The organism is Colwellia sp. RE-S-Sl-9 (genome assembly GCF_048296855.1).
GTDB lineage: Bacteria > Pseudomonadota > Gammaproteobacteria > Enterobacterales > Alteromonadaceae > Pseudocolwellia.
Window position 1 is genome coordinate 1,506,904 of sequence record NZ_CP182631.1, and the last position, 18,300, is coordinate 1,525,203.

General features: G+C 36.7%; 18 protein-coding genes. 3 read left to right on the forward strand and 15 right to left on the reverse strand.

Annotated elements, in window-relative coordinates; genetic code table 11:
* Nucleotides 1–170: 170 nt before the first annotated feature.
* Together ACM9HF_RS06530 and ACM9HF_RS06535 are read right to left on the reverse strand one after the other, a co-directional pair.
* The gene (locus tag ACM9HF_RS06530) at nt 171–584 is read right to left on the reverse strand and encodes a helix-turn-helix domain-containing protein (protein WP_473616014.1); all 414 of its coding nucleotides are present in this window, start codon (nt 582–584) and stop codon (nt 171–173) included.
* A gap of 128 nt (nt 585–712) precedes the next feature.
* Nucleotides 713–1,162 (reverse strand): SMI1/KNR4 family protein, encoded by a 450-nt coding sequence (locus ACM9HF_RS06535; RefSeq protein WP_473616019.1) that lies wholly within the window; start codon nt 1,160–1,162, stop codon nt 713–715.
* A 184-nt stretch (nt 1,163–1,346) separates the two neighbouring features.
* Between ACM9HF_RS06535 and ACM9HF_RS06540 the strand changes: the two genes are divergently transcribed.
* The 3 genes from ACM9HF_RS06540 to ACM9HF_RS06550 all read left to right on the forward strand — a co-directional run bounded on the left by ACM9HF_RS06540 (nt 1,347) and on the right by ACM9HF_RS06550 (nt 6,326).
* On the forward strand, nt 1,347–2,684 hold the full coding sequence (locus ACM9HF_RS06540) for a sodium-dependent transporter (RefSeq protein WP_473616023.1): 1,338 nt from the start codon (nt 1,347–1,349) through the stop codon (nt 2,682–2,684).
* A 155-nt stretch (nt 2,685–2,839) separates the two neighbouring features.
* Nucleotides 2,840–4,876 carry an oxidoreductase gene (locus ACM9HF_RS06545; RefSeq protein ID WP_473616028.1) on the forward strand — a complete coding sequence of 679 codons (2,037 nt, stop codon included), beginning with the start codon at nt 2,840–2,842 and terminating at the stop codon, nt 4,874–4,876.
* Between the two features lie 37 nt (nt 4,877–4,913).
* Nucleotides 4,914–6,326 carry an alpha/beta fold hydrolase gene (locus ACM9HF_RS06550; protein ID WP_473616031.1) on the forward strand — a complete coding sequence of 471 codons (1,413 nt, stop codon included), beginning with the start codon at nt 4,914–4,916 and terminating at the stop codon, nt 6,324–6,326.
* Here ACM9HF_RS06550 and ACM9HF_RS06555 read toward each other — a convergent pair whose 3' ends face one another.
* The 13 genes from ACM9HF_RS06555 to ACM9HF_RS06615 form a co-directional block, all read right to left on the reverse strand.
* Nucleotides 6,327–6,803 (reverse strand): DUF2721 domain-containing protein, encoded by a 477-nt coding sequence (locus ACM9HF_RS06555; protein WP_473616035.1) that lies wholly within the window; start codon nt 6,801–6,803, stop codon nt 6,327–6,329.
* A 130-nt stretch (nt 6,804–6,933) separates the two neighbouring features.
* Entirely contained in the window at nt 6,934–7,227 is a 294-nt protein-coding gene (locus tag ACM9HF_RS06560) for a HigA family addiction module antitoxin (protein WP_473616040.1), read from the reverse strand.
* Nucleotides 7,227–7,505 carry a type II toxin-antitoxin system RelE/ParE family toxin gene (locus ACM9HF_RS06565; RefSeq protein WP_473616041.1) on the reverse strand — a complete coding sequence of 93 codons (279 nt, stop codon included), beginning with the start codon at nt 7,503–7,505 and terminating at the stop codon, nt 7,227–7,229. Before ACM9HF_RS06565 ends, ACM9HF_RS06560 begins: the two co-directional genes overlap by 1 nt.
* Before the next feature lie 390 nt (nt 7,506–7,895).
* On the reverse strand, nt 7,896–8,609 hold the full coding sequence (locus tag ACM9HF_RS06570) for a class I SAM-dependent methyltransferase (protein ID WP_473616045.1): 714 nt from the start codon (nt 8,607–8,609) through the stop codon (nt 7,896–7,898).
* A 17-nt stretch (nt 8,610–8,626) separates the two neighbouring features.
* Entirely contained in the window at nt 8,627–9,856 is a 1,230-nt protein-coding gene (locus ACM9HF_RS06575; RefSeq protein WP_473616048.1) for a beta-ketoacyl-ACP synthase, read from the reverse strand.
* A 58-nt stretch (nt 9,857–9,914) separates the two neighbouring features.
* Complete coding sequence (locus tag ACM9HF_RS06580; RefSeq protein WP_473616052.1) at nt 9,915–10,370, reverse strand: hotdog family protein; 456 nt, start codon at nt 10,368–10,370, stop codon at nt 9,915–9,917.
* 1 nt (nt 10,371) lies between these two features.
* Nucleotides 10,372–11,562 carry a beta-ketoacyl-ACP synthase gene (locus ACM9HF_RS06585; protein WP_473616056.1) on the reverse strand — a complete coding sequence of 397 codons (1,191 nt, stop codon included), beginning with the start codon at nt 11,560–11,562 and terminating at the stop codon, nt 10,372–10,374.
* A complete protein-coding gene (locus tag ACM9HF_RS06590; RefSeq protein WP_473618263.1) occupies nt 11,552–12,079 on the reverse strand; it encodes a DUF3261 domain-containing protein in 528 nt (175 codons plus the stop codon). Before ACM9HF_RS06590 ends, ACM9HF_RS06585 begins: the two co-directional genes overlap by 11 nt.
* Before the next feature lie 38 nt (nt 12,080–12,117).
* Nucleotides 12,118–13,374, reverse strand: coding sequence for an NAD(P)/FAD-dependent oxidoreductase (locus tag ACM9HF_RS06595; RefSeq protein ID WP_473616060.1), 1,257 nt, complete (start codon nt 13,372–13,374; stop codon nt 12,118–12,120).
* Nucleotides 13,367–15,694, reverse strand: a complete 2,328-nt coding sequence (locus tag ACM9HF_RS06600; protein WP_473616064.1) for an MMPL family transporter — start codon at nt 15,692–15,694, stop codon at nt 13,367–13,369. Before ACM9HF_RS06600 ends, ACM9HF_RS06595 begins: the two co-directional genes overlap by 8 nt.
* Nucleotides 15,675–16,268, reverse strand: a complete 594-nt coding sequence (locus ACM9HF_RS06605; RefSeq protein WP_473616067.1) for a hypothetical protein — start codon at nt 16,266–16,268, stop codon at nt 15,675–15,677. The genes ACM9HF_RS06600 and ACM9HF_RS06605 overlap by 20 nt, the downstream gene beginning before the upstream one ends.
* Nucleotides 16,261–16,695 carry an acyl-CoA thioesterase gene (locus ACM9HF_RS06610; protein ID WP_473616071.1) on the reverse strand — a complete coding sequence of 145 codons (435 nt, stop codon included), beginning with the start codon at nt 16,693–16,695 and terminating at the stop codon, nt 16,261–16,263. The genes ACM9HF_RS06605 and ACM9HF_RS06610 overlap by 8 nt, the downstream gene beginning before the upstream one ends.
* Nucleotides 16,682–18,238, reverse strand: coding sequence for an HAL/PAL/TAL family ammonia-lyase (locus ACM9HF_RS06615; protein ID WP_473616075.1), 1,557 nt, complete (start codon nt 18,236–18,238; stop codon nt 16,682–16,684). The genes ACM9HF_RS06610 and ACM9HF_RS06615 overlap by 14 nt, the downstream gene beginning before the upstream one ends.
* Between the last annotated feature and the right edge of the window lie 62 nt (nt 18,239–18,300).

Here is an 18,300-nt window from a genome sequence, read left to right on the forward strand (position 1 = left end):
TTACGCTATTAATATGTCGATTTTATGTATTATACCCGTTACCAACCAAGGTGCGTATTTCAGAGCATCTTGAATGATAACGGGTATATATTAAAGGCATAGTTATTTATTCTATGTAGTTAAGTGAAACTTAAAATACTCAAAAGTTCCGCTTAAGTGATTATTCTTTTTTACCACACTTGCTTTTTATCTCCATACCTTATTGTCCAACCTGTAAAATAAGACGCGAGAATAAATGCCGCTGATATGTGAGTATATTGTTCTGAAAATATGAGAACAATACCTATAGCTAATGCAAGAAACTCAAGCCAAAGTTGAGTTTTTCTTGATGGTATTCCAAAAAAAGCACACTTGAACCACCAAGGCTGCATTTTCCATTTTTCTGATTTTTTATCTATCATTGTGATTTCCTCTGTAAGTTTAGAAATATCGACTTCAAATACAGAGGCGAGGGATTTAAGAGTTTCAAGACTTGCACTTTGACCACTTTCCACACGCTGAATAGTTCTTATACTAAGACCTGTAAACGTTGCTAGTTGCTCTTGAGACCAATTCTTTTGTGCTCTTAATTTTTTTACTATCATAATTACTCCTCGCTGCTCTGAGCTTACAGAATGTCAAAAAAGTAGGCTTGGCGGTGACGAATTAAACCCGACAGTTTGCCGACAGTTGTCATTAAAACAAGGTAACAATTTGTTATATAAATAAAAAATCAAAGCTCGTTAAACTTATCTAACCATTCACTAAAAGAGTTTGATACCTGTGTTACGCTGCATAACCCTTGATCGAAAAACCAAACGGCCGCATCTTTTTGCTGGCTTACACAATCTGTCTGCTTAAAACAAAACATGTTGCCCTTACAGTCAGACGCAAACAAAATATGCCCTTTCTGCATGCCACTCATTTCGTATAGCTGTGATAATGAATAAACATCAGCCAAATTTAAAAAATCTTGTACTTCAGAAATATCAGAACCTAAATCACAAATTTTAGTTAATACATTGGGCGTATGAACTAAACCATAAGTCGAAATTAAATACTTATAAGACTCAGGTAGAAAAACATTAAGGTTAGATTCCAGCTCGTTAATATCTTCAGCTTTAATAGGAACCATAGCACTTTTACTGCCCCAATTTTTTACGAATAGATCTATGCTATTCATGTGGTAATACTCGATAATTCAAAGACGCCGATAGATATACGATAGCTAAGCTAAAAACACAAGGTTACTACCGATAAACATTTAAAAAAGCTCACACTATTTATTTATAAGATAAAAAACTTTTTAAAGTTCTTTTTAGTAGGTAAGCTTTGCCTCAGCTAATAACAATCAATTATATTAATTAATGACATCATCAAGAGATTTTTTCCATTCGCGTTTAGGTTTTGTACTTGCCGCCGCAGGTTCAGCAATAGGTTTAGGTAATATTTGGGGGTTTCCCACTCAAGCGGCTAATAATGGTGGCGGTGCTTTCTTATTCGTTTACCTTATTGTTACGCTACTTTTCGCTTTACCTGCCCTTTATGCCGAAATTTATTTAGGTAACCAAGCACAATCAAACCCTGTAAGAGCTTTAAAAGAAGCCTGTAAAGATTCTGTACCTAATTTGGGTAAATACATGGGAATTATCGGATTATGCGGTGCGGTAATGATGTTAAGTTTTTACACCATTGTAGCAGGTTGGATGCTAGCTAATGCCTTATCTCCGCTTGCTGCACTACTTAATTTTTCTGACTTATCAGTATGGTTATCAACATCGAGCACCACACGAAATTTAATCTTTACCCCTATATTTTCTTTATTAGGTGCAGCCATTATTCATCAAGGTATTAACTCAGGTATCGAAAAATGGTCGTCGCGCTTAATGCCCGTACTGCTAGTTATGCTACTTGGATTAATTGTGTATATTTTGCAACAACCCGGTGCAATAGAAGGCCTAAAGGTTTATTTAATACCTGATTTTTCACAAGTTATGGAACCTACATTAATCGTATCAGCCATGGGACAAGCTTTCTTCTCATTATCTGTTGGTGTTGGCGGCATGATGGTTTATGGCTCGTACATGAAAAAAGATCATGACATTGGCAAGCTAGTGCTTTCGATCGCCTCGTTAGATATGTTTATTGCTTTTATGGCTGGCTTGTTAATTATTCCTGCCCTTTTTGTTGCTCAACATGCAGGTTTTGAGGTATTTAATGAAGGTAAATTAATTGGCGAAGGACAATTAATATTTAATATTTTACCTCAACTATTTTCAAGCATGGGTACAATAGGTTTATTTGTTTCATTCGCATTTTTCTCTTTGTTATCAATTGCTGCGCTTACCTCAACTATTTCGTCTATTGAAGTTCCCGTGTCTTATTTAGTTGAAGAAAAAAGTAAATCAAGAAACAGTGCAACATGGCTTGTTTCACTTGTAGTGCTTACGGCAAGTTTACTAATTATCGCTTTTTTTGACACCTTGTTCGGCTTAGTAATACAGGTACTTACTACCATTTTACAACCGTTAAGCTGTTTGTTTTATTTTATAGTGGTGGGCTGGTTATGGAAACGCGGTAATAAACTCGTAGCAACAAACCAAAAAAATCACAGTAAATGGCTAGCCTTATGGGGCAATCATTTACGTTATTGCTGCCCTATTTTATTAACCATTGTATTTGTTAACGTAGCCATTCTTAACTAGCTTGAGTAATAGTACTAGGCGTTTCATTTAATCTGATACGCCTATCTCTCATCACTACGTCTTATATTTTTACTAATTAATTACATTTATGATTGCTTGCACCTATGCACTTGCTAAAATAGTGCATTAATTTCTACTTGGCTCTACTCACTCGAATGTATTCACGCTTATTAACACCATTAGATTTAGGTTTTACTCAATTAAAAAACAGAGTTTTAATGGGATCTATGCATACCAATTTAGAAGAAGCGCCCAATGGTTTTAACCGTTTAGCTGCTTTTTATGCATTAAGAGCACAAGGTGACGTAGGCTTGATTATTACGGGTGGAATTTCTCCAAATCCCGAAGGTAGATTAGCACCCAACCGCGCGATAATGAACGATAAAAGCGACGTAGTAAATCATCAACTTATTACCCGGGCTGTACATGCTGAAGATGGCAAAATATGTATGCAAATACTGCATGCAGGTCGATACGCTTATCAAAAACAAATTGTTGCACCTTCTGCCATTCAATCACCCATTATTCCATTAACACCAAAAGCACTATCGAGTAGCGATGTTGAACAACAAATTAATGACTTTGTTCATACCGCTGTTCTCGCGCAAGATTCTGGTTACGATGGTGTTGAAATTATGGGCTCTGAAGGTTATTTAATTAACCAGTTTATTGTTAGCTCAACCAATATTCGGAGCGACAAATGGGGTGGAAGTTACCAAAACCGCATACAGTTTGCGGTACAAATAGTAAAAAATATAAGAGCAAGAGTCGGCACCAATTTTATTATTATTTATCGCCTATCGGTACTCGATTTAGTCGAACAAGGCAGCTCGCTAGCTGAAGTAATTGAACTTGCTCAAGCAATAGAAGCTGCAGGTGCAACCATAATAAACACAGGTATTGGCTGGCATGAATCAAGAGTCCCTACCATTGCCAGCATGGTTCCTTCCGGAACATTTGCCAGTGTAAGCCAATACATTAAAGACAATGTTTCGGTTCCTGTGGTAGCGAGTAACCGTATAAATACGCCAGAGTTGGCCGAGAATATATTAGAAAACAACTGGGCAGACATGGTGTCTATGGCTCGCCCTTTATTGGCCGATAGCCACTTTGTACAGAAAACTAAAAACCAAATACCGCAAGCAATTAATACCTGTATCGCTTGTAATCAAGCCTGTTTAGATCATATTTTCGAAAACAAGGTGGCAACCTGTTTAGTTAACCCTTTTGCAGCACACGAAGAAGAATTTAAACTCGTCCTCGCTCTTACCCCTAAAAAATTAGCTGTAATTGGTGCAGGTCCTGCTGGTATGGCGTTTTCGTTATATGCAGCAACGCGTGGTCACGAAGTTACTTTGTTTGAAGCGACCGATAAAATAGGTGGGCAATTCAACCTAGCGAAACAAATTCCGGGCAAATCAGACTTTAACCACACCTTACGTTATTTTGAATACCAATTAGCTCAGCACAAAGTACGTATTCATTTAAATGCTGAATTAAAAGCTCACGACTTAAGTATTTATGATGACATTGTTATTGCCACAGGAACAACGCCTAACCAGCCAACGTTTGAAGGTTTTAGCCATAACAAAGTGGTGTCGTATCAAGATATTCTTTCAGGAAAAATAACCGCTGGTAAAAGTGTTGCTATTGTAGGCGCTGGAGGCATAGCCTTTGATGTTGCAGAATATTTAACGGACACAAGCAACTCAGCGCAAAATACCGTAACAAATTCAGAGAAAGAAATAGCAGAATTTACTGATACTTGGGGCATAGATCTGTCACTACAAAATAAAGGTGGTGTAAAAGCGGCTAACCATAAAAACTCAGTAAGAAACGTTTATATGCTGCAACGAAAAATTAGAAAACCAGGAGCAAGTTTAGGTAAAACCACAGGCTGGATACATCGCACCTCTTTAAAAGAAAAACACGTGTCTATGCTTTCAGGCGTAACTTATAACAAAGTTGACGACAACGGCTTACATATCAACATTAGAACAAAAGCCAGAGTGTTAGACGTAGACACTATTATTATTTGCGCTGGCCAAACAGAAAATAACAGTGTTGTTGATGTAATAGCTAAAAGTATTTCAGCTGACAACATTCATATTATTGGTGGCGCTTTAAATGCGCAAAAGCTTGATGCACAAAAAGCGATTGAAGACGCACTACACTTAGCTAGAACAATTTAGCTTACTAATAATAAAACATAAAAGGACAGCTTTTATTGTGTTAAAAAACTCATTACCAACACATATTGCAAAACGAAAAATTATATTTATTACCAGCATTCTTGCTTCATTCGCTTTTATTTTATTTTCTCTTACCGCCTCAAGCCCTAGCTATGGAAGCGATTGGTACAAAGCTTATAATATGGAAAAAGTTGAAGCTTATTCAAAAACCTTCGACTCAAATATTGTCTTTTATAAATCGCCGACTAAATGGAATACGCCCTCGTTAACCTTAATTCATGGTGTGGGTGGCTCAGCTGAAGATTTTAAAAAAATAGTTAAACAGCTTTCGCAACATTATCAGTTGTTTATTCCCGACCTGCCCGGTTATGGTCAATCGCAAAGTCCTAAAAATAACTTTTCACCCAGCAAGTATGCTCAAGCCTTATACGAAGTACTCCCTAAATTAGTACGTAAACGTAATATTGTTATTGGCCATTCAATGGGAGGAAATATCAGTGTTCAATTGTCACTCAAACATCCTGAATTAGCAGAAAAGCTTATTTTGATAGATGCTGCTGGTTTTATTAATAAATTTTCTTACAGCCAATACATCGCCAATAATTACGCGCTTGATAAAATAAAGTTAACAGAAAACGAAGCCCCCTTACTAAAGGGCTTAATTAATACCGTTAATAAATTAATTCCCGACCCAAGCAAAGTTTTATTAAGCGACGCAGGTAGAAAATACCTATTAGAAAACAACAGTACTTATATTTCAGCTATTGCTGTACTGGACGAAAATCTAACAAAGTTAATGAGAAAACCAGCACCTCCTACCCATATTATTTGGGGCGGAAAAGATCAAGTCATGCCCGTACAAGTTACTAAGTTACTCAGCTATTTATTAAAAACACAATCTATTGAAATTTTTGAAACCGCAGGCCACTCTCCGCAAAAGCAATTTCCAATACAAGTGGCCAACAGTATTCACAACTTCATACAAAATGGGGCTAAAAGTACTGAAAACATCAATAAAACTACAGTTTACAATCAAAGCATCACTATAGATTGTGATAAAGGCCAAACGACTGATTTGTTAAATAACACAACGTATTTAAACGTTACTATTAAAAACTGCCAACCTAAGAGCAATATAGACAACTTTACTGCTAGCCAATTAGTTGTAAATAACTCTAAGCTAACCTTCACCAATTTAAGCCTAAATTACCCAGAGGGCTTTAGTTTTATATCGCTTAAATCAAGTATGAATGTATGGGGCGGAAATTTAAAAGGCTTATCAGTAGGTTATATAGAAGAAAGCGATATAGAACTTCACGGAGCAGATATATATACAAAAAACACTTTAGTTATTAGCAATGTACCTACTACAATGAATGTATCGTTAACTCGAGTACATCAAGATAACAGAAGCTTTAGTTGGCACGGTATGATTAACGTAGGGTTTTAGCTAATCGGTGCTGCTTTTCTCGTTCTTAGTTCTATTAGGTAGCACAATTCTGACTGTTTTAGTGGCAAGGTGTACTTCACGAAGAAAATAGCTCAAACCTACGGTAAGGGTAAACATTGACGAAATAAAAAGCGTTCCAACCACCCATTTTATTTCAAAACCAAGAATCGCCTTTATAAAAAGCACCGCAATCACCAAACAAACCAGTAATGCAGAAAGCGTACAGGCTGTAATAGCAGAACTCGCTAAGTAACGGCGACGTTCAAGATAATGCTGCTCTACTTCATAACAGTTAAGGTTAACATGCTCAGCTTTAACAAATTTATCCGCAACATGTCGCCCACGATCAATAATACGCGCAAGACGCCCCGTCATAACATTCAACATGCTGGCAATACCCGTTAAGAGAAAAGCAGGAGCCAATGCGAGCTGTATTACGTGGCTTACATCGCCTAAAAAAGGTGTGGTGTCGATCATAACGTTTTAATTCTCATTTTTTAAGAGTGAGTAATATTTCCTACAAAAGTTTTTGATTTGTGGACTATTTATACCCGTAACCATTCAAGAGGCTATTTCAGAGCATTTTGAATGATAACGGATATATATCTTACGCAATAGCAAAATCTACTGAGTGAACATTCGTTAAGTTAACTTGTTGTTTAGCATGCCAAAGATCATAGTTATCTTGCATTGATAACCAACTCTCAGGTGTTCTGCCTATTGCTTTAGATAATCGGAGTGCCATTTCAGGAGATATTGCACTTTGCCCTTTAAGAATTCTATTTAAAGTAGATGAAGCAACATCTAATTGTTTCGCTAAATAACGACAACTATAACCAGAAGGCTCTAGATAAACGTCGTAAATAAACTCCCCTGGATGCGGTGGATTATACATACTCATTAGTGATAGTCCTCATAGTTGAGAATATATGCATTACCTTCGATGAATTCAAAAGTTATACGCCAATTACCATTTACGGTAATAGACCAAATCCCATCACGTTCACCTTTTAAAGGGTGTAACCTAAAGCCGGGTAAATTTATGTCATCAATGACTTGGGCTGTATCTATTGCCGCCAGCTGCATACGTAATTTACGTTGATGCTTTGCTTGAATGCCAGAAACACTACCTGTTTGAAAGTATTTCTTAAGACCTTTGTGTTTAAAAGATTTGATCATACAACAAGTGTAGCGTGATGCGCATCACATGTCGATTAAAAAAGAATAACTATATACCCGTTACCAATCAAGATGCGTATTTCAGAGCACTTGAGCGATATCAATTCAAGGCAATGCTTTGTAATAATGGTCGTTCCCTTATAAAAAGCATTAACGACGAAGTGATTTTGCTCAAGCGCTTCTTCGATGGGTCTAAAAACAATTTATGCTGCGTTATTAACTTTAGTAAGGGAATAACCATGACGTAAACTTAATGCCTTGCATACATGGATGTATGTACTTAGATTTTGTTTGGAACGTAAAATCTGTGCCTAAATTGTTTTTAGTTCCCACTGAAACCTACATATTGAATGGTTACGGGTATATATTACAATGTTCAACCGACTTTTATTAAGCAAACGGCTTAACCGCTATCAAATTAATCAAAGTTTCTTCACGGTCTGTTGGTGGTTTAATACCAAATAAGTTTTCGCCAATAGCTAAGTCTTCTCGGCTCCACCAAAGAAAAGGGTAAGATATTTGTTCATCGTTAACGGTAAAACCAGAATCTTTAATAAGCGTTAAATATTCGTCTGCCGTTTTTTGTACGCTCATAGGGTGGCGAAACAGTAAACGAATAATCCACGAGTGAATATAACGTTTAGTGGATTCAGCAAACATGAATATTCCACCAGGTTTTAAAATACGTAAAAACTCTTTTAAAGCTTCAGGTTGGTAAATTAAGTGGTGGAATGTTTGATGGCAAAATACCATATCCACTGAATTATCTTCCAACTTGATCATTGAGCTAGAGCAACGTACATATTCAACATTGTTTAGGTTATGTAGAGCGACTTCTTTTTTAGTTTCGTCTAGCATTTCCTGATCTATGTCCATGGCAATTAATCGCTCGGGGCTATATCTGTCGTTCAGTTTTTTCATTGAACGACCATAACCACAGCCCACATCGGCAATAACATTAAACGTACGAGGTGAATCTTTTAACAAATGAGTAAGGTCTTCTAGCGCAACTTCTAGAACATAGTCTGTCCATGTATTACTTCTAAGAAACCATTTACCAAAAGCTGATTCAGGTACGTGCGCTTCTGCTAATACATTTTTCATATATTTTCCGTTGAAAGTTACTGTATAAACTTTTTAAAAATAAGCGAGGTATTAATACCACCAAAAGCAAAGTTGTTACTCATTACGTATTGGGTATCTATTTCTCGTCCGTCGCCTGTTATGTAGTCTAAATTTCCACATTCAGGATCAACGTTATCTAAATTTAAAGTAGGAGCAAACCAGCCATTGTTCATCATTGAAATACACGCCCACGACTCAATAGCACCACAAGCACCTAATGTATGGCCTAAATAGCTTTTTAATGAACTAATCGGTACGTTAGATGTTACGGCCATTTCAGTTGCGTGTGTTTCGGCTATATCGCCTCTGTCTGTTGCTGTTCCGTGCGCATTTACATAACCAATTTCAGATGCATTTATACCTGCGTCTTGAAGAGATTCGGTAATAGCTAGCGCCATGGTTTCTTTAGTCGGTTGTGTAACATGAACGCCGTCTGAGTTGGTACCATAACCCACCACTTCAGCGTAAATAGTTGCGCCACGGTTTACGGCATGCTCGTATTCTTCAAGAATAAGTGTACAAGCACCTTCACCAATAACAAGGCCATCTCTGTCTTTATCGAAAGGTCTTGGGCTGTTTTTAGGATCATCATTTTTCGTTGAGGTTGCATATAATGTGTCAAACACAACGACTTGGGTAGGACAAAATTCTTCACCTCCGCCAGCCACCATCATTTCTTGTTTACCAAATTTTATAGCTTCGTAGGCATAACCGATAGCTTGAGAGCTAGAAGTACAAGCTGAGCTTGTTGTATACATACGCCCCGAAATTCCGAAAAACACCCCTACGTTAACAGCCGTAGTGTGGCTCATCATTTTGATATAACTAGTAGCGTTAATACCATTCATATCGCCCGACTTTATTAAGTCGCCAAAGGCAACCATAGGTTCACTTGAACCAGAAGAAGAACCATAAGCGATACCCATACGGCCAGATTTCAGGTATTTATCGTCTAATAAATTAGCATCTATTAAGGCATTTTCAGTTGCGCTGGTTGCCATTAATGAAATGCGCCCCATTGAGCGAATTTGTTTTCTTTTATAATGAGCCGGACGTTCAAAATCTTCTATTGGGGCTGATAAGTGTGTATATAAACCCTTAATAGCTTTTAGCGATTCATCTATTTTTACAGCATTTTTTTTCTTACGTAAATTCGCTTCAAAGTCTTCCCAATTATGACCAAGGGACGTAATAGCCGACATACCGGTAACAACAACACGTTTCATTTAAAAATAAACCTCTTATTCATGTAATTTAACTTTATTACATTTTTCTCTTAAATTGTTATAACTGTTCGGCTAAAAATTTAGCAGGATCGTTAGGCTGAAATACATTAATTCTTGCTGTTGCTAATGCCTTATCATTTTCTGATATAGAACAATCAAACGCGCTTAAACCTGACTCATCACTATACAATTTATCTACTTTCACAATAAGTTTCATGCCTTTTGTAAAAACAGAATAATCGCATTTGTATTTTCTTGAACTGACTAAAAAGCCAATTTCAACCGCTCTACCCTGACTAATTTCATTCGCATTAGCATAAGCTGCAATACTTTGAGCCATGTATTCTATACCCACATAACTTGGTACGCCTTGCAAATTTTGGTTATACAGTAAACTCGACTCTGTTATTGTATGGCTACACGTCGCTGTTTCGTCTTCAAATGAAATAAGCTCATCAAGAAGGATCATCGGCTCTGCATGAGGCAGTACCTCTTCAATGCTAAAGTTTTTCATATTATTTTCCAATGAGAACACTCACGTTATTTCCGCCAAAGGCAAAAGAGTTAGATAAACATGTTGTAAACCCTGAGCCTTTATTTTGCCCTACGGTAGTTAATGCGATGTTAGGTAATTCTTCATCTTTCGACTCGTCCCAGCAGTGTGGAATATACAAGGTATTTTCGGCTTGTAACATTAACCAGCATAAACCAATTTCAGTTGCACCGGCAGCGCCTAAGGTATGACCAATCATGCCTTTGACTGAGCTACATGGCGTTTGAGTACCAAACACTTTATCTACCGCTATGGCTTCCATTGAATCGTTTTTCTTGGTTGCTGTACCGTGTAAGTTTATATAATCGACATCACTAGCATTTAAGTGAGCTTCAGCTAAAGTTTGTTGCATGGCTGAAATAGCGCCCTCACCTTCTGGATGAGGTGCTGACATATGATGCGCATCGCTTGATTCACCACAGCCTAATAACTTAATGTGACCTTTGTCTTTTCTTAGTACACATAACGCAGCAGCTTCACCTAAGTTAATACCGTTTCTGTTGGCGCTAGATGGCTGACATAAGCCTGTAGAAGTCGAGTCTAAAGCAGTAAAACCATTTACGGTCATTCCACATAACGAATCAACACCACCAACTATTGCAGCATCGATAATACCCGTGAGTATTAATTCTTTTGCGGTAATAAAAGCTTTCGCGCTAGACGAACAGGCGGTAGAAATTGTATAAGCTGGGCCGTCGATACTTAACTCTTCACTAATAAATTCAGCTAAGTTAAACATTTCTTGCATGCGGTAGTCGTAGTTTTTAGAAAACTCACCGCTGGCATTTTTTTCAACAATCGCTTGTTCGCCTTCCGCTATACCTGAAGTACTGGTGCCAACAATGACCCCTATACGATGAGTAGGCGTTGATGATTTCACGTCATTAATTTCGTTTTCTAATGCTAATAACGCTAATTTGGCGAGTTGATTATTACGCGTATTAAAATAAGGCTTTTTGTGACTTAATGAAGGCAATTCAGCGTTAACTTCCCCCACAAATAACCGTCCTTCGTTTAATAAACCGTCACGTTCAACAAGACCTGTTCTAACACCTTCGAACATGTTTTTTTGGATATCTTTATTGTTATTTCCTAAAGCATTAACTAAAGAAAATTCACTTAAAAAAATCGTTTCCGTTTTTTTATTTGTCATTTAATTGCTCTATTACTAACTCATATTGTTCAGCTATGTTTTGTAAAACAATATGTTTTGATGTGTATATTATTTTAACTAACATCTTGTTTTTATGTTTAATTTTTCGCACTTGCTCGCTATTTTCAGTCGATTCAATAAGGGTGTACCCTTTTAAAAGACCTTGCTTAATTGTATCAACAGGCCATTTTACCCATTGAATATCACGAATAATACGCAGTACAACCTCATCATTAAACTGTGCACTTACCAGTTCAACTAAGCCACTATCATATTGCCATTTGGCTTGAATAATAGGTAAACCGCTATAGGTCATCGCCACCATGTTTAAGCGTTGTTCATGAAATTCTATTTGTGTCAGTAACTTTTGAGTTTGTTCATTTTTAAAAACTAACGATTCTAACACCGCTGTATCTACTAAATGAGTGGGCACCGTTTGTAATGTATAAAAATCATCGTTAACTTGATTGTTACTGACTAAGCTCGTGCAGCCACTTAACAACATGCATACAAACATACTCAAGACAAAGGGCTTAATTGCGAATAACAGCTTCACTAGTCTTTATTCTCGTCTTTACAAATATCAACTAAAGCTGCTAAACGTCTTTCAGTTTTAGCGACATAAGGATTCGTTTCGTCCCATGCGTAGCCTGCTAATATTGAACAAATCATGTTTTTTACGTCGTTATCATCTTCTTGGAAAAAAATCACATTTTGTAAATGAGTATCGTACCAAGACATAACAAAATATTTAAAAACTTCTATTCCACATTTTAACGGCTCACTAAAATCAGCTTGCCAACAAACCGACTCGCCTTGTAATTGACGATCAAGCGTATTAGCCGCTAAAGAAGCTGACTTCATCGCGATAGTTACACCAGATGAGAATATCGGATCTAAAAATTCACCTGCGTTTCCAAGTAGAGCAAACTTATCACCATATAAACTTGTTACATCAGATGAATAGCCCTGTAAGGCGTTTACTTTGGTTGTTTTTTTATGATTTTTTAATAGCTTGGCAAGATAAGGTTCTTGGCTAATAAATACATCGAGCAATGCTTCACTACTTAAATGATTATTCGCATTAAAGTAATCAACATCACCAACGACACCAAAGCTACATGTATCATCTGAAAATGGGATCAACCAAAACCAAATATCGTTATTATCAGGATGCACCGTGATCAGTATTTTATTACGGTCGTACTTTTCATCAGTGATGTTGTCTTGCATATGACAAAAAAGCGCCTTTCTGTTCGATAACGTACTCGGTAATTCTAACGATAATAACTTAGGTAAAACACGGCCAAAGCCACTGGCATCTAAAACAAACTTTGCTTGTATTGCACTTTTTTGTTCATTTTTTACAAGCTCTAACGTAGCGTATTCTTCAGTAAAACTAATACCTTTCACTTCTTGTTCAAAGCGAATGTCGACACCAATTTCTTGTGCTCGATCTGAGAGTAATTTATCAAACAAAGCACGCTTAACTTGGTAGGTTGTACCATGACCTTCACTAAACTTTTTATTAAAATCAAAACTTGAATGTTCACCGTTTCGATAAAAAGCTGCACCGTTTTTAAATTGAAAACCGAGTTCATCAGCATGTTCAACAAAGGTATCTAACATGTCAGCTTCTTCAAGAAAGCTCATACAATAAGGTAATAAGCTTTCGCCTATTGAAAACCTTGGGAACGTTTCTTTTTCAACAACGATAACATTCCAGCCTTTTTGAACAAGAATACTAGCAGCAACAACACCTGATGGCCCTGCGCCTATGATGACAACATCACACTTCTCAACTTCAGTCATTTTTACGTTTTTTCCTTGATTCAAATCCGTGTACTTTAGTGATAATGGGTGAAAATAAAAAGGTAATAACAATACCTATAAAAACAGTTTGTCCGAAACTAGCAATAGCAGGTGTTGCACTAAAACCTAACATAGCAAACACAAATATTGAACTTAATGCAGACATTAAGGTGGTTTGAGTTATAGATTTTGAAAAACCATGTTCAGCATAAAACACTGAATAATCAAGCCCTAAAGCTAAAACAACAAGCCCTGCCGCCACATTAAATAAATTGATATAACCTTGAAATAACTGACTTAACGCAATAGCAATTGTAAAAGCCAATACTGGAACTAAAACCCCAACACATGCTCGTTTCCAACCATAACGAAAGGTAAATACGATAAACGCGGTTAAAAACGCAATAGCAAAAATCATCAATAATACTTCTCTAAATACTGATAATTCTTTTTCTGTATCGGCTAACGTATCAACAAAAACGCTTTGTTTTAATTCAGCAAAGGTTGCCGATAAAACCGCTACATCGGTAATATTTGAAAAACGAATAATAGAGTAATAATGCTCTGCATCTTTAATCAGCATAGATTGATAGGTTTTACCTAAAGGCGTTTCGAACCAGCTTTCAGGCGTTAAATATTGTGTGGCTTTATTTACTTTATTAGCATTTAAACCCAGTAATGAAGAAAACTGACTAAAGTACTGATTATTGCCCGCATTAACGAGTAATTGATTGTCTTTCTTTTGGCGCTCAATAGAAGGTAACCATTGAGAAATTGCTTGATAGCTACCAATTACTTGTGTTGATTTTAACTGATTCAATAAAGGTAATAGCTGTTCTTCGTTTTCTAATAAGGTTTGAGCACTATCACCTTTAACTAACAGATATTGATTATCAAATTTTTGTCCGAGTATTTCTTTAACTTTCACTTCGCTATTTGATAAAGCGTCTGACACACGATAAAAAGACTTAGGATTATCAACAAAGCTGATATTAAATAAGCAGGTAATACACAAGGCTGCAATAATACATACAGCAGCAATGCTCACTTTAACGTTTACGTTGAATAGCTTTTGATGCAATCGGTTGGCTTTAGCATAAAAAGCAAGAGGCTTTTGACGGCTAAAATCAAACTTGTGATGAAGGTACGGATACACCAACAACACGGTTAATAAAGCGCCAAATAAACCAAAGACAGTAAACACAGCTATTTGTTTAAATAGAACAATTGGCACCACAACAAGCAAGGTATAACCTAAGGTTGTGGTAATAAAACTTAATACCAGCGACATTCGAATAGTAGATAAAGGTGAACGCTGCGTTGCCTTAACCCGTTGTAATTCAGTAAAACTGTGAAAACTATAATCGACTGCAATACCAACTAAGGTAATAGCAAAGATCATGGTGAGTAAGTTAACCTCTTTAAAGAAGATATTTAACCCAATAAAACCATATAAAATACTGATTGAAATGAGAAATAACGTACTAATAACGACAGAGAAACGTCGGTAAGAGATAAAAATTAAAAACAAGGTGGCTATAATAGAAAGCCCGCCTAGTAGTTTCATTTCACTTTCTGCACTGCGGCTTGCTTCGTCGCTATAAAAAATACCGCCGGTTCTTACATAGTCAACTTCAGGTGTTAATGGTATTGCGTTTAACGACTCAACAATAGACTTGGCTTTATTAACATTTAACGCCCCTTCTTTGGTGCTAATGGTTACTAAAACATACACAAGATTGTTATGAGGCACAGTTAAATAACCGTCTGACGTTATATTGATTTTATTTTGAGGGAACGGTGAACGATTAAGAAAATGAGCAAAAGATAAGGTAGGATCTTTTTCAATAGTTTGAGCCACCAATTGCTCACCTATTTGATTGATCAACTCAAATTCTATTTTAAATATTTTTTCGAGATCTTGATGCGTTATCGCATCTCGAAAAGCAGGTAATAACAGCTGTTGCTCAAAACCGCTGTAGCTATTTATCATCATACTTTGATTGGGGATATTTGATAACTTTCCAGTTACGCTGTCGATACCATCAATATTTTTGGCTTGATTAACAAAGGTATCAACAGCTTCTTTAGCTGTAGCTAAGTTGCTATGTCCGATCAAATAAATTTGTTTTGTACTAGCGCCAGCATTAAATTGTTGCTGAATAGCTTTCCAATCATCATTCGTATTATTATCGAATAAAGCAGTTAAATTAGCATTTATACTTACGGGTTGATTAGCCGCTAAGTACAATAAAATTAAGACAAAGATAATGCATTGAACGCACCAAACATACAGTTTATTAATGGATGTTAAATTCATTAATATCTTCATCTGATAAGGTGTTTTTTGTTTGAGTGAGCACTATTTTAGTGGTGTTTTTTTGCGTATCGGTAATTAAAACTTCTCGTTCGCTTTCTTCTTCGCCAAGGCATAACTCTAATAAGCTGATCGCTTGAGCTAACAAAGTATCTTTGGGTTGTAACAATAAGCATTGCTCGTTTTTTACTGTTGTGTCCCACTGCTCTTCATTTATAGTGCCCGTAAAAACCGTTTGAATAAGTGTTTCGATGCTGGCGTGTGTCACCATTTTCCGATAATGATTGGCAATACCGTCTATTGTTTTCACCTCATTATATTGCCAAATTTCATTATCAATAATTAATAACTTTGAAAATACAGGACTGTTTACCTGCCAAAGAATATTATGCTTATAAACTTTAAAAAGGCCGCTCGATTTAATGGGCGTGGATAAAAAGGAAAACTTCTTTTCTTGCGTAAAACTAGCAACGCCTTCTTCTATTTTGAAGTCGTCAATAAGCTCTTTGGCATTTACCTGAGTAAAAACTAAAAGTGCTAAACAGCAAGCCAATAAACGAGAAAGTAATTTAGTCATTTTTAATATATGGTGCCAATTTTTCTATAAGTACAGCAGGCGACTCGTACTGCATTTCATTCGTTGTCATATCAACAGCAACTTGCACGGTATACGCTTTAGTTAATGTTTCATCTGATTCAGTATCAAATATGCGGTATGAAATTTTCAAACGTGATTCATACTCAACTAAAGTTGCTTCAACACGTATTTTGCTACCAAAACGAGCGGGTTTAACGTATTTAAGGCGCATATCAACAACCGGCCATACGTACCCAGAATCTTCCATATCGTTGTAATCATAGTTAAAAGCACGTAGTAAATAACATCGCGCTTCTTCCATGTACTTAACGTAATTACCATGCCAAACCACTCTCATGGCATCAACATCATAAAATTGTACGTCTATCTCTGTTGATACCGTAAGTAAGCCCTTAACTTGTCTCATAAAGATCCCAGCGTTCTTCTTGGATATACGAGATAGTTTTTCTTAGTAACTTGTCTGTTGGTCGATCTTCTTCAAGTAACTCGAAGAAACTTGAAACATCATCAACCATAGCCGCTACATCATCAGTTAAAGAGTCTTTAGATAATTCGTTATTAATAATACGAAGTCTAATACCTTGCACAGAAGCTAAAAGCGTTGCTGCTAGTACTTGTTCAGTTAGTTGTAATATACGTAAACAATCGCGTGCAGCTATGGTTCCCATGCTGACTTTATCTTGATTGTGACATTCAGTAGAGCGTGAAAATACACTTGCAGGCATGGTTAACTTCAGCGCTTCAGCCGTCCAAGCAGAACAACCAATTTGAATGGCTTTAAAACCATGATTGATATGTCTTCTGTCGCCTGTAGCCCCAGTAAGGTTGGGTGGTAAACCATGATTCATTTTTATATCAACAAGCGTAGCAATTTGTCTATCAGCTAAATCTGCTAAGTTAGCAACACAGTTTTTCATTGAATCCATTGCCATAGCAATATGACCACCATAGAAATGACCACCGTGTAAAATATGCTCGCCAATGCCATCAATAATCGGATTATCGTTTGCGCTGTTTAACTCGTTTTCTATCATGGTACGTAACCAAGGTAAGCTATCAGCCAATACGCCAATAACATGTGGTGCACAACGAATTGAATAACGATCTTGTAACCGATGAGAATTACGTGGATGCGTATTGTGGTTTAAATCTGTTTGTATCCACTTAGCTATTTGGTTTTGACCTGGATGTGGTTTTACACTAAATAAAATATCGTCAAAATGGTTACTGTTACCTTTTAACGCTAAACTCGAAAGTGCCGTAATTCGAGCCATTAACTTAGTGGCATACTCAGCACGTTTATACGCAGTACAAGCTAAAGCCGTCATTACAGCTGTACCATTCATTACAGCTAGACCTTCTTTAGGTCTTAGTTTAATCGGCTTTAAACCTTCTTTTTCAAACGCTTCGCTGGCCTGAACTATTTCACCTTTGTAGTATGTGTCTCTTTCGCCGATTAAGGTACCTGCAACATAAGATAGTGGCGTTAAGTCGCCACTTGCACCTACTGAGCCTTCTTCAGGAATAACAGGCAAAATATTACGATTAAGTAACTCAACTAATAAGTCGAGCAAGTTCCAGCTAACGCCAGAATATCCACGAGACAATGACGCTAATCGAGTAGCTAAAATAGCGCGTGACTGCTCTGGCGTAAAAAAGTCACCTAAACCACAGCCATGAAAACGTGTAAGGTGCATAGGCAATTCTTCAACGAGATCTAACGGCACTTCAAACATAACTGAATCGCCGTAACCTGTTGTTACGCCGTATATGTGGCCTTCTTCTTTTAATATTTTATCCAAGAAACGTACGCCAGCGTCGATGCGTTCTTTAAAATCTTCTGCTTGAGAAAGTGCTACAGGATCTTGTGATTTAGAAACATTAACAATATCTTCAATCGTTAAGTTACCTTCACCAAACAGTATTTTTTTACAATTTTCGCTACTCACTTAGCGTTTCTCCAATTCAATATATTTTTGATAGCTGTTATAAATTAGCTATTACCTATCTT

Coding starts and splice junctions, on each gene's coding strand:
- ACM9HF_RS06560 (WP_473616040.1), bottom strand. CDS start 7,227: ATGAGTATGTATAATCCACCGCATCCAGGGGAGTTTATTTACGACGTT.
- ACM9HF_RS06580 (WP_473616052.1), bottom strand. CDS start 10,370: ATGAAAAACTTTAGCATTGAAGAGGTACTGCCTCATGCAGAGCCGATG.
- ACM9HF_RS06565 (WP_473616041.1), bottom strand. CDS start 7,505: ATGATCAAATCTTTTAAACACAAAGGTCTTAAGAAATACTTTCAAACA.
- ACM9HF_RS06545 (WP_473616028.1), top strand. CDS start 2,840: ATGTATTCACGCTTATTAACACCATTAGATTTAGGTTTTACTCAATTA.
- ACM9HF_RS06530 (WP_473616014.1), bottom strand. CDS start 584: ATGATAGTAAAAAAATTAAGAGCACAAAAGAATTGGTCTCAAGAGCAA.
- ACM9HF_RS06575 (WP_473616048.1), bottom strand. CDS start 9,856: ATGAAACGTGTTGTTGTTACCGGTATGTCGGCTATTACGTCCCTTGGT.
- ACM9HF_RS06535 (WP_473616019.1), bottom strand. CDS start 1,162: ATGAATAGCATAGATCTATTCGTAAAAAATTGGGGCAGTAAAAGTGCT.
- ACM9HF_RS06555 (WP_473616035.1), bottom strand. CDS start 6,803: ATGATCGACACCACACCTTTTTTAGGCGATGTAAGCCACGTAATACAG.
- ACM9HF_RS06540 (WP_473616023.1), top strand. CDS start 1,347: ATGACATCATCAAGAGATTTTTTCCATTCGCGTTTAGGTTTTGTACTT.
- ACM9HF_RS06595 (WP_473616060.1), bottom strand. CDS start 13,374: ATGACTGAAGTTGAGAAGTGTGATGTTGTCATCATAGGCGCAGGGCCA.
- ACM9HF_RS06585 (WP_473616056.1), bottom strand. CDS start 11,562: ATGACAAATAAAAAAACGGAAACGATTTTTTTAAGTGAATTTTCTTTA.
- ACM9HF_RS06600 (WP_473616064.1), bottom strand. CDS start 15,694: ATGAATTTAACATCCATTAATAAACTGTATGTTTGGTGCGTTCAATGC.
- ACM9HF_RS06610 (WP_473616071.1), bottom strand. CDS start 16,695: ATGAGACAAGTTAAGGGCTTACTTACGGTATCAACAGAGATAGACGTA.
- ACM9HF_RS06605 (WP_473616067.1), bottom strand. CDS start 16,268: ATGACTAAATTACTTTCTCGTTTATTGGCTTGCTGTTTAGCACTTTTA.
- ACM9HF_RS06590 (WP_473618263.1), bottom strand. CDS start 12,079: ATGTTTGTATGCATGTTGTTAAGTGGCTGCACGAGCTTAGTCAGTAAC.
- ACM9HF_RS06570 (WP_473616045.1), bottom strand. CDS start 8,609: ATGAAAAATGTATTAGCAGAAGCGCACGTACCTGAATCAGCTTTTGGT.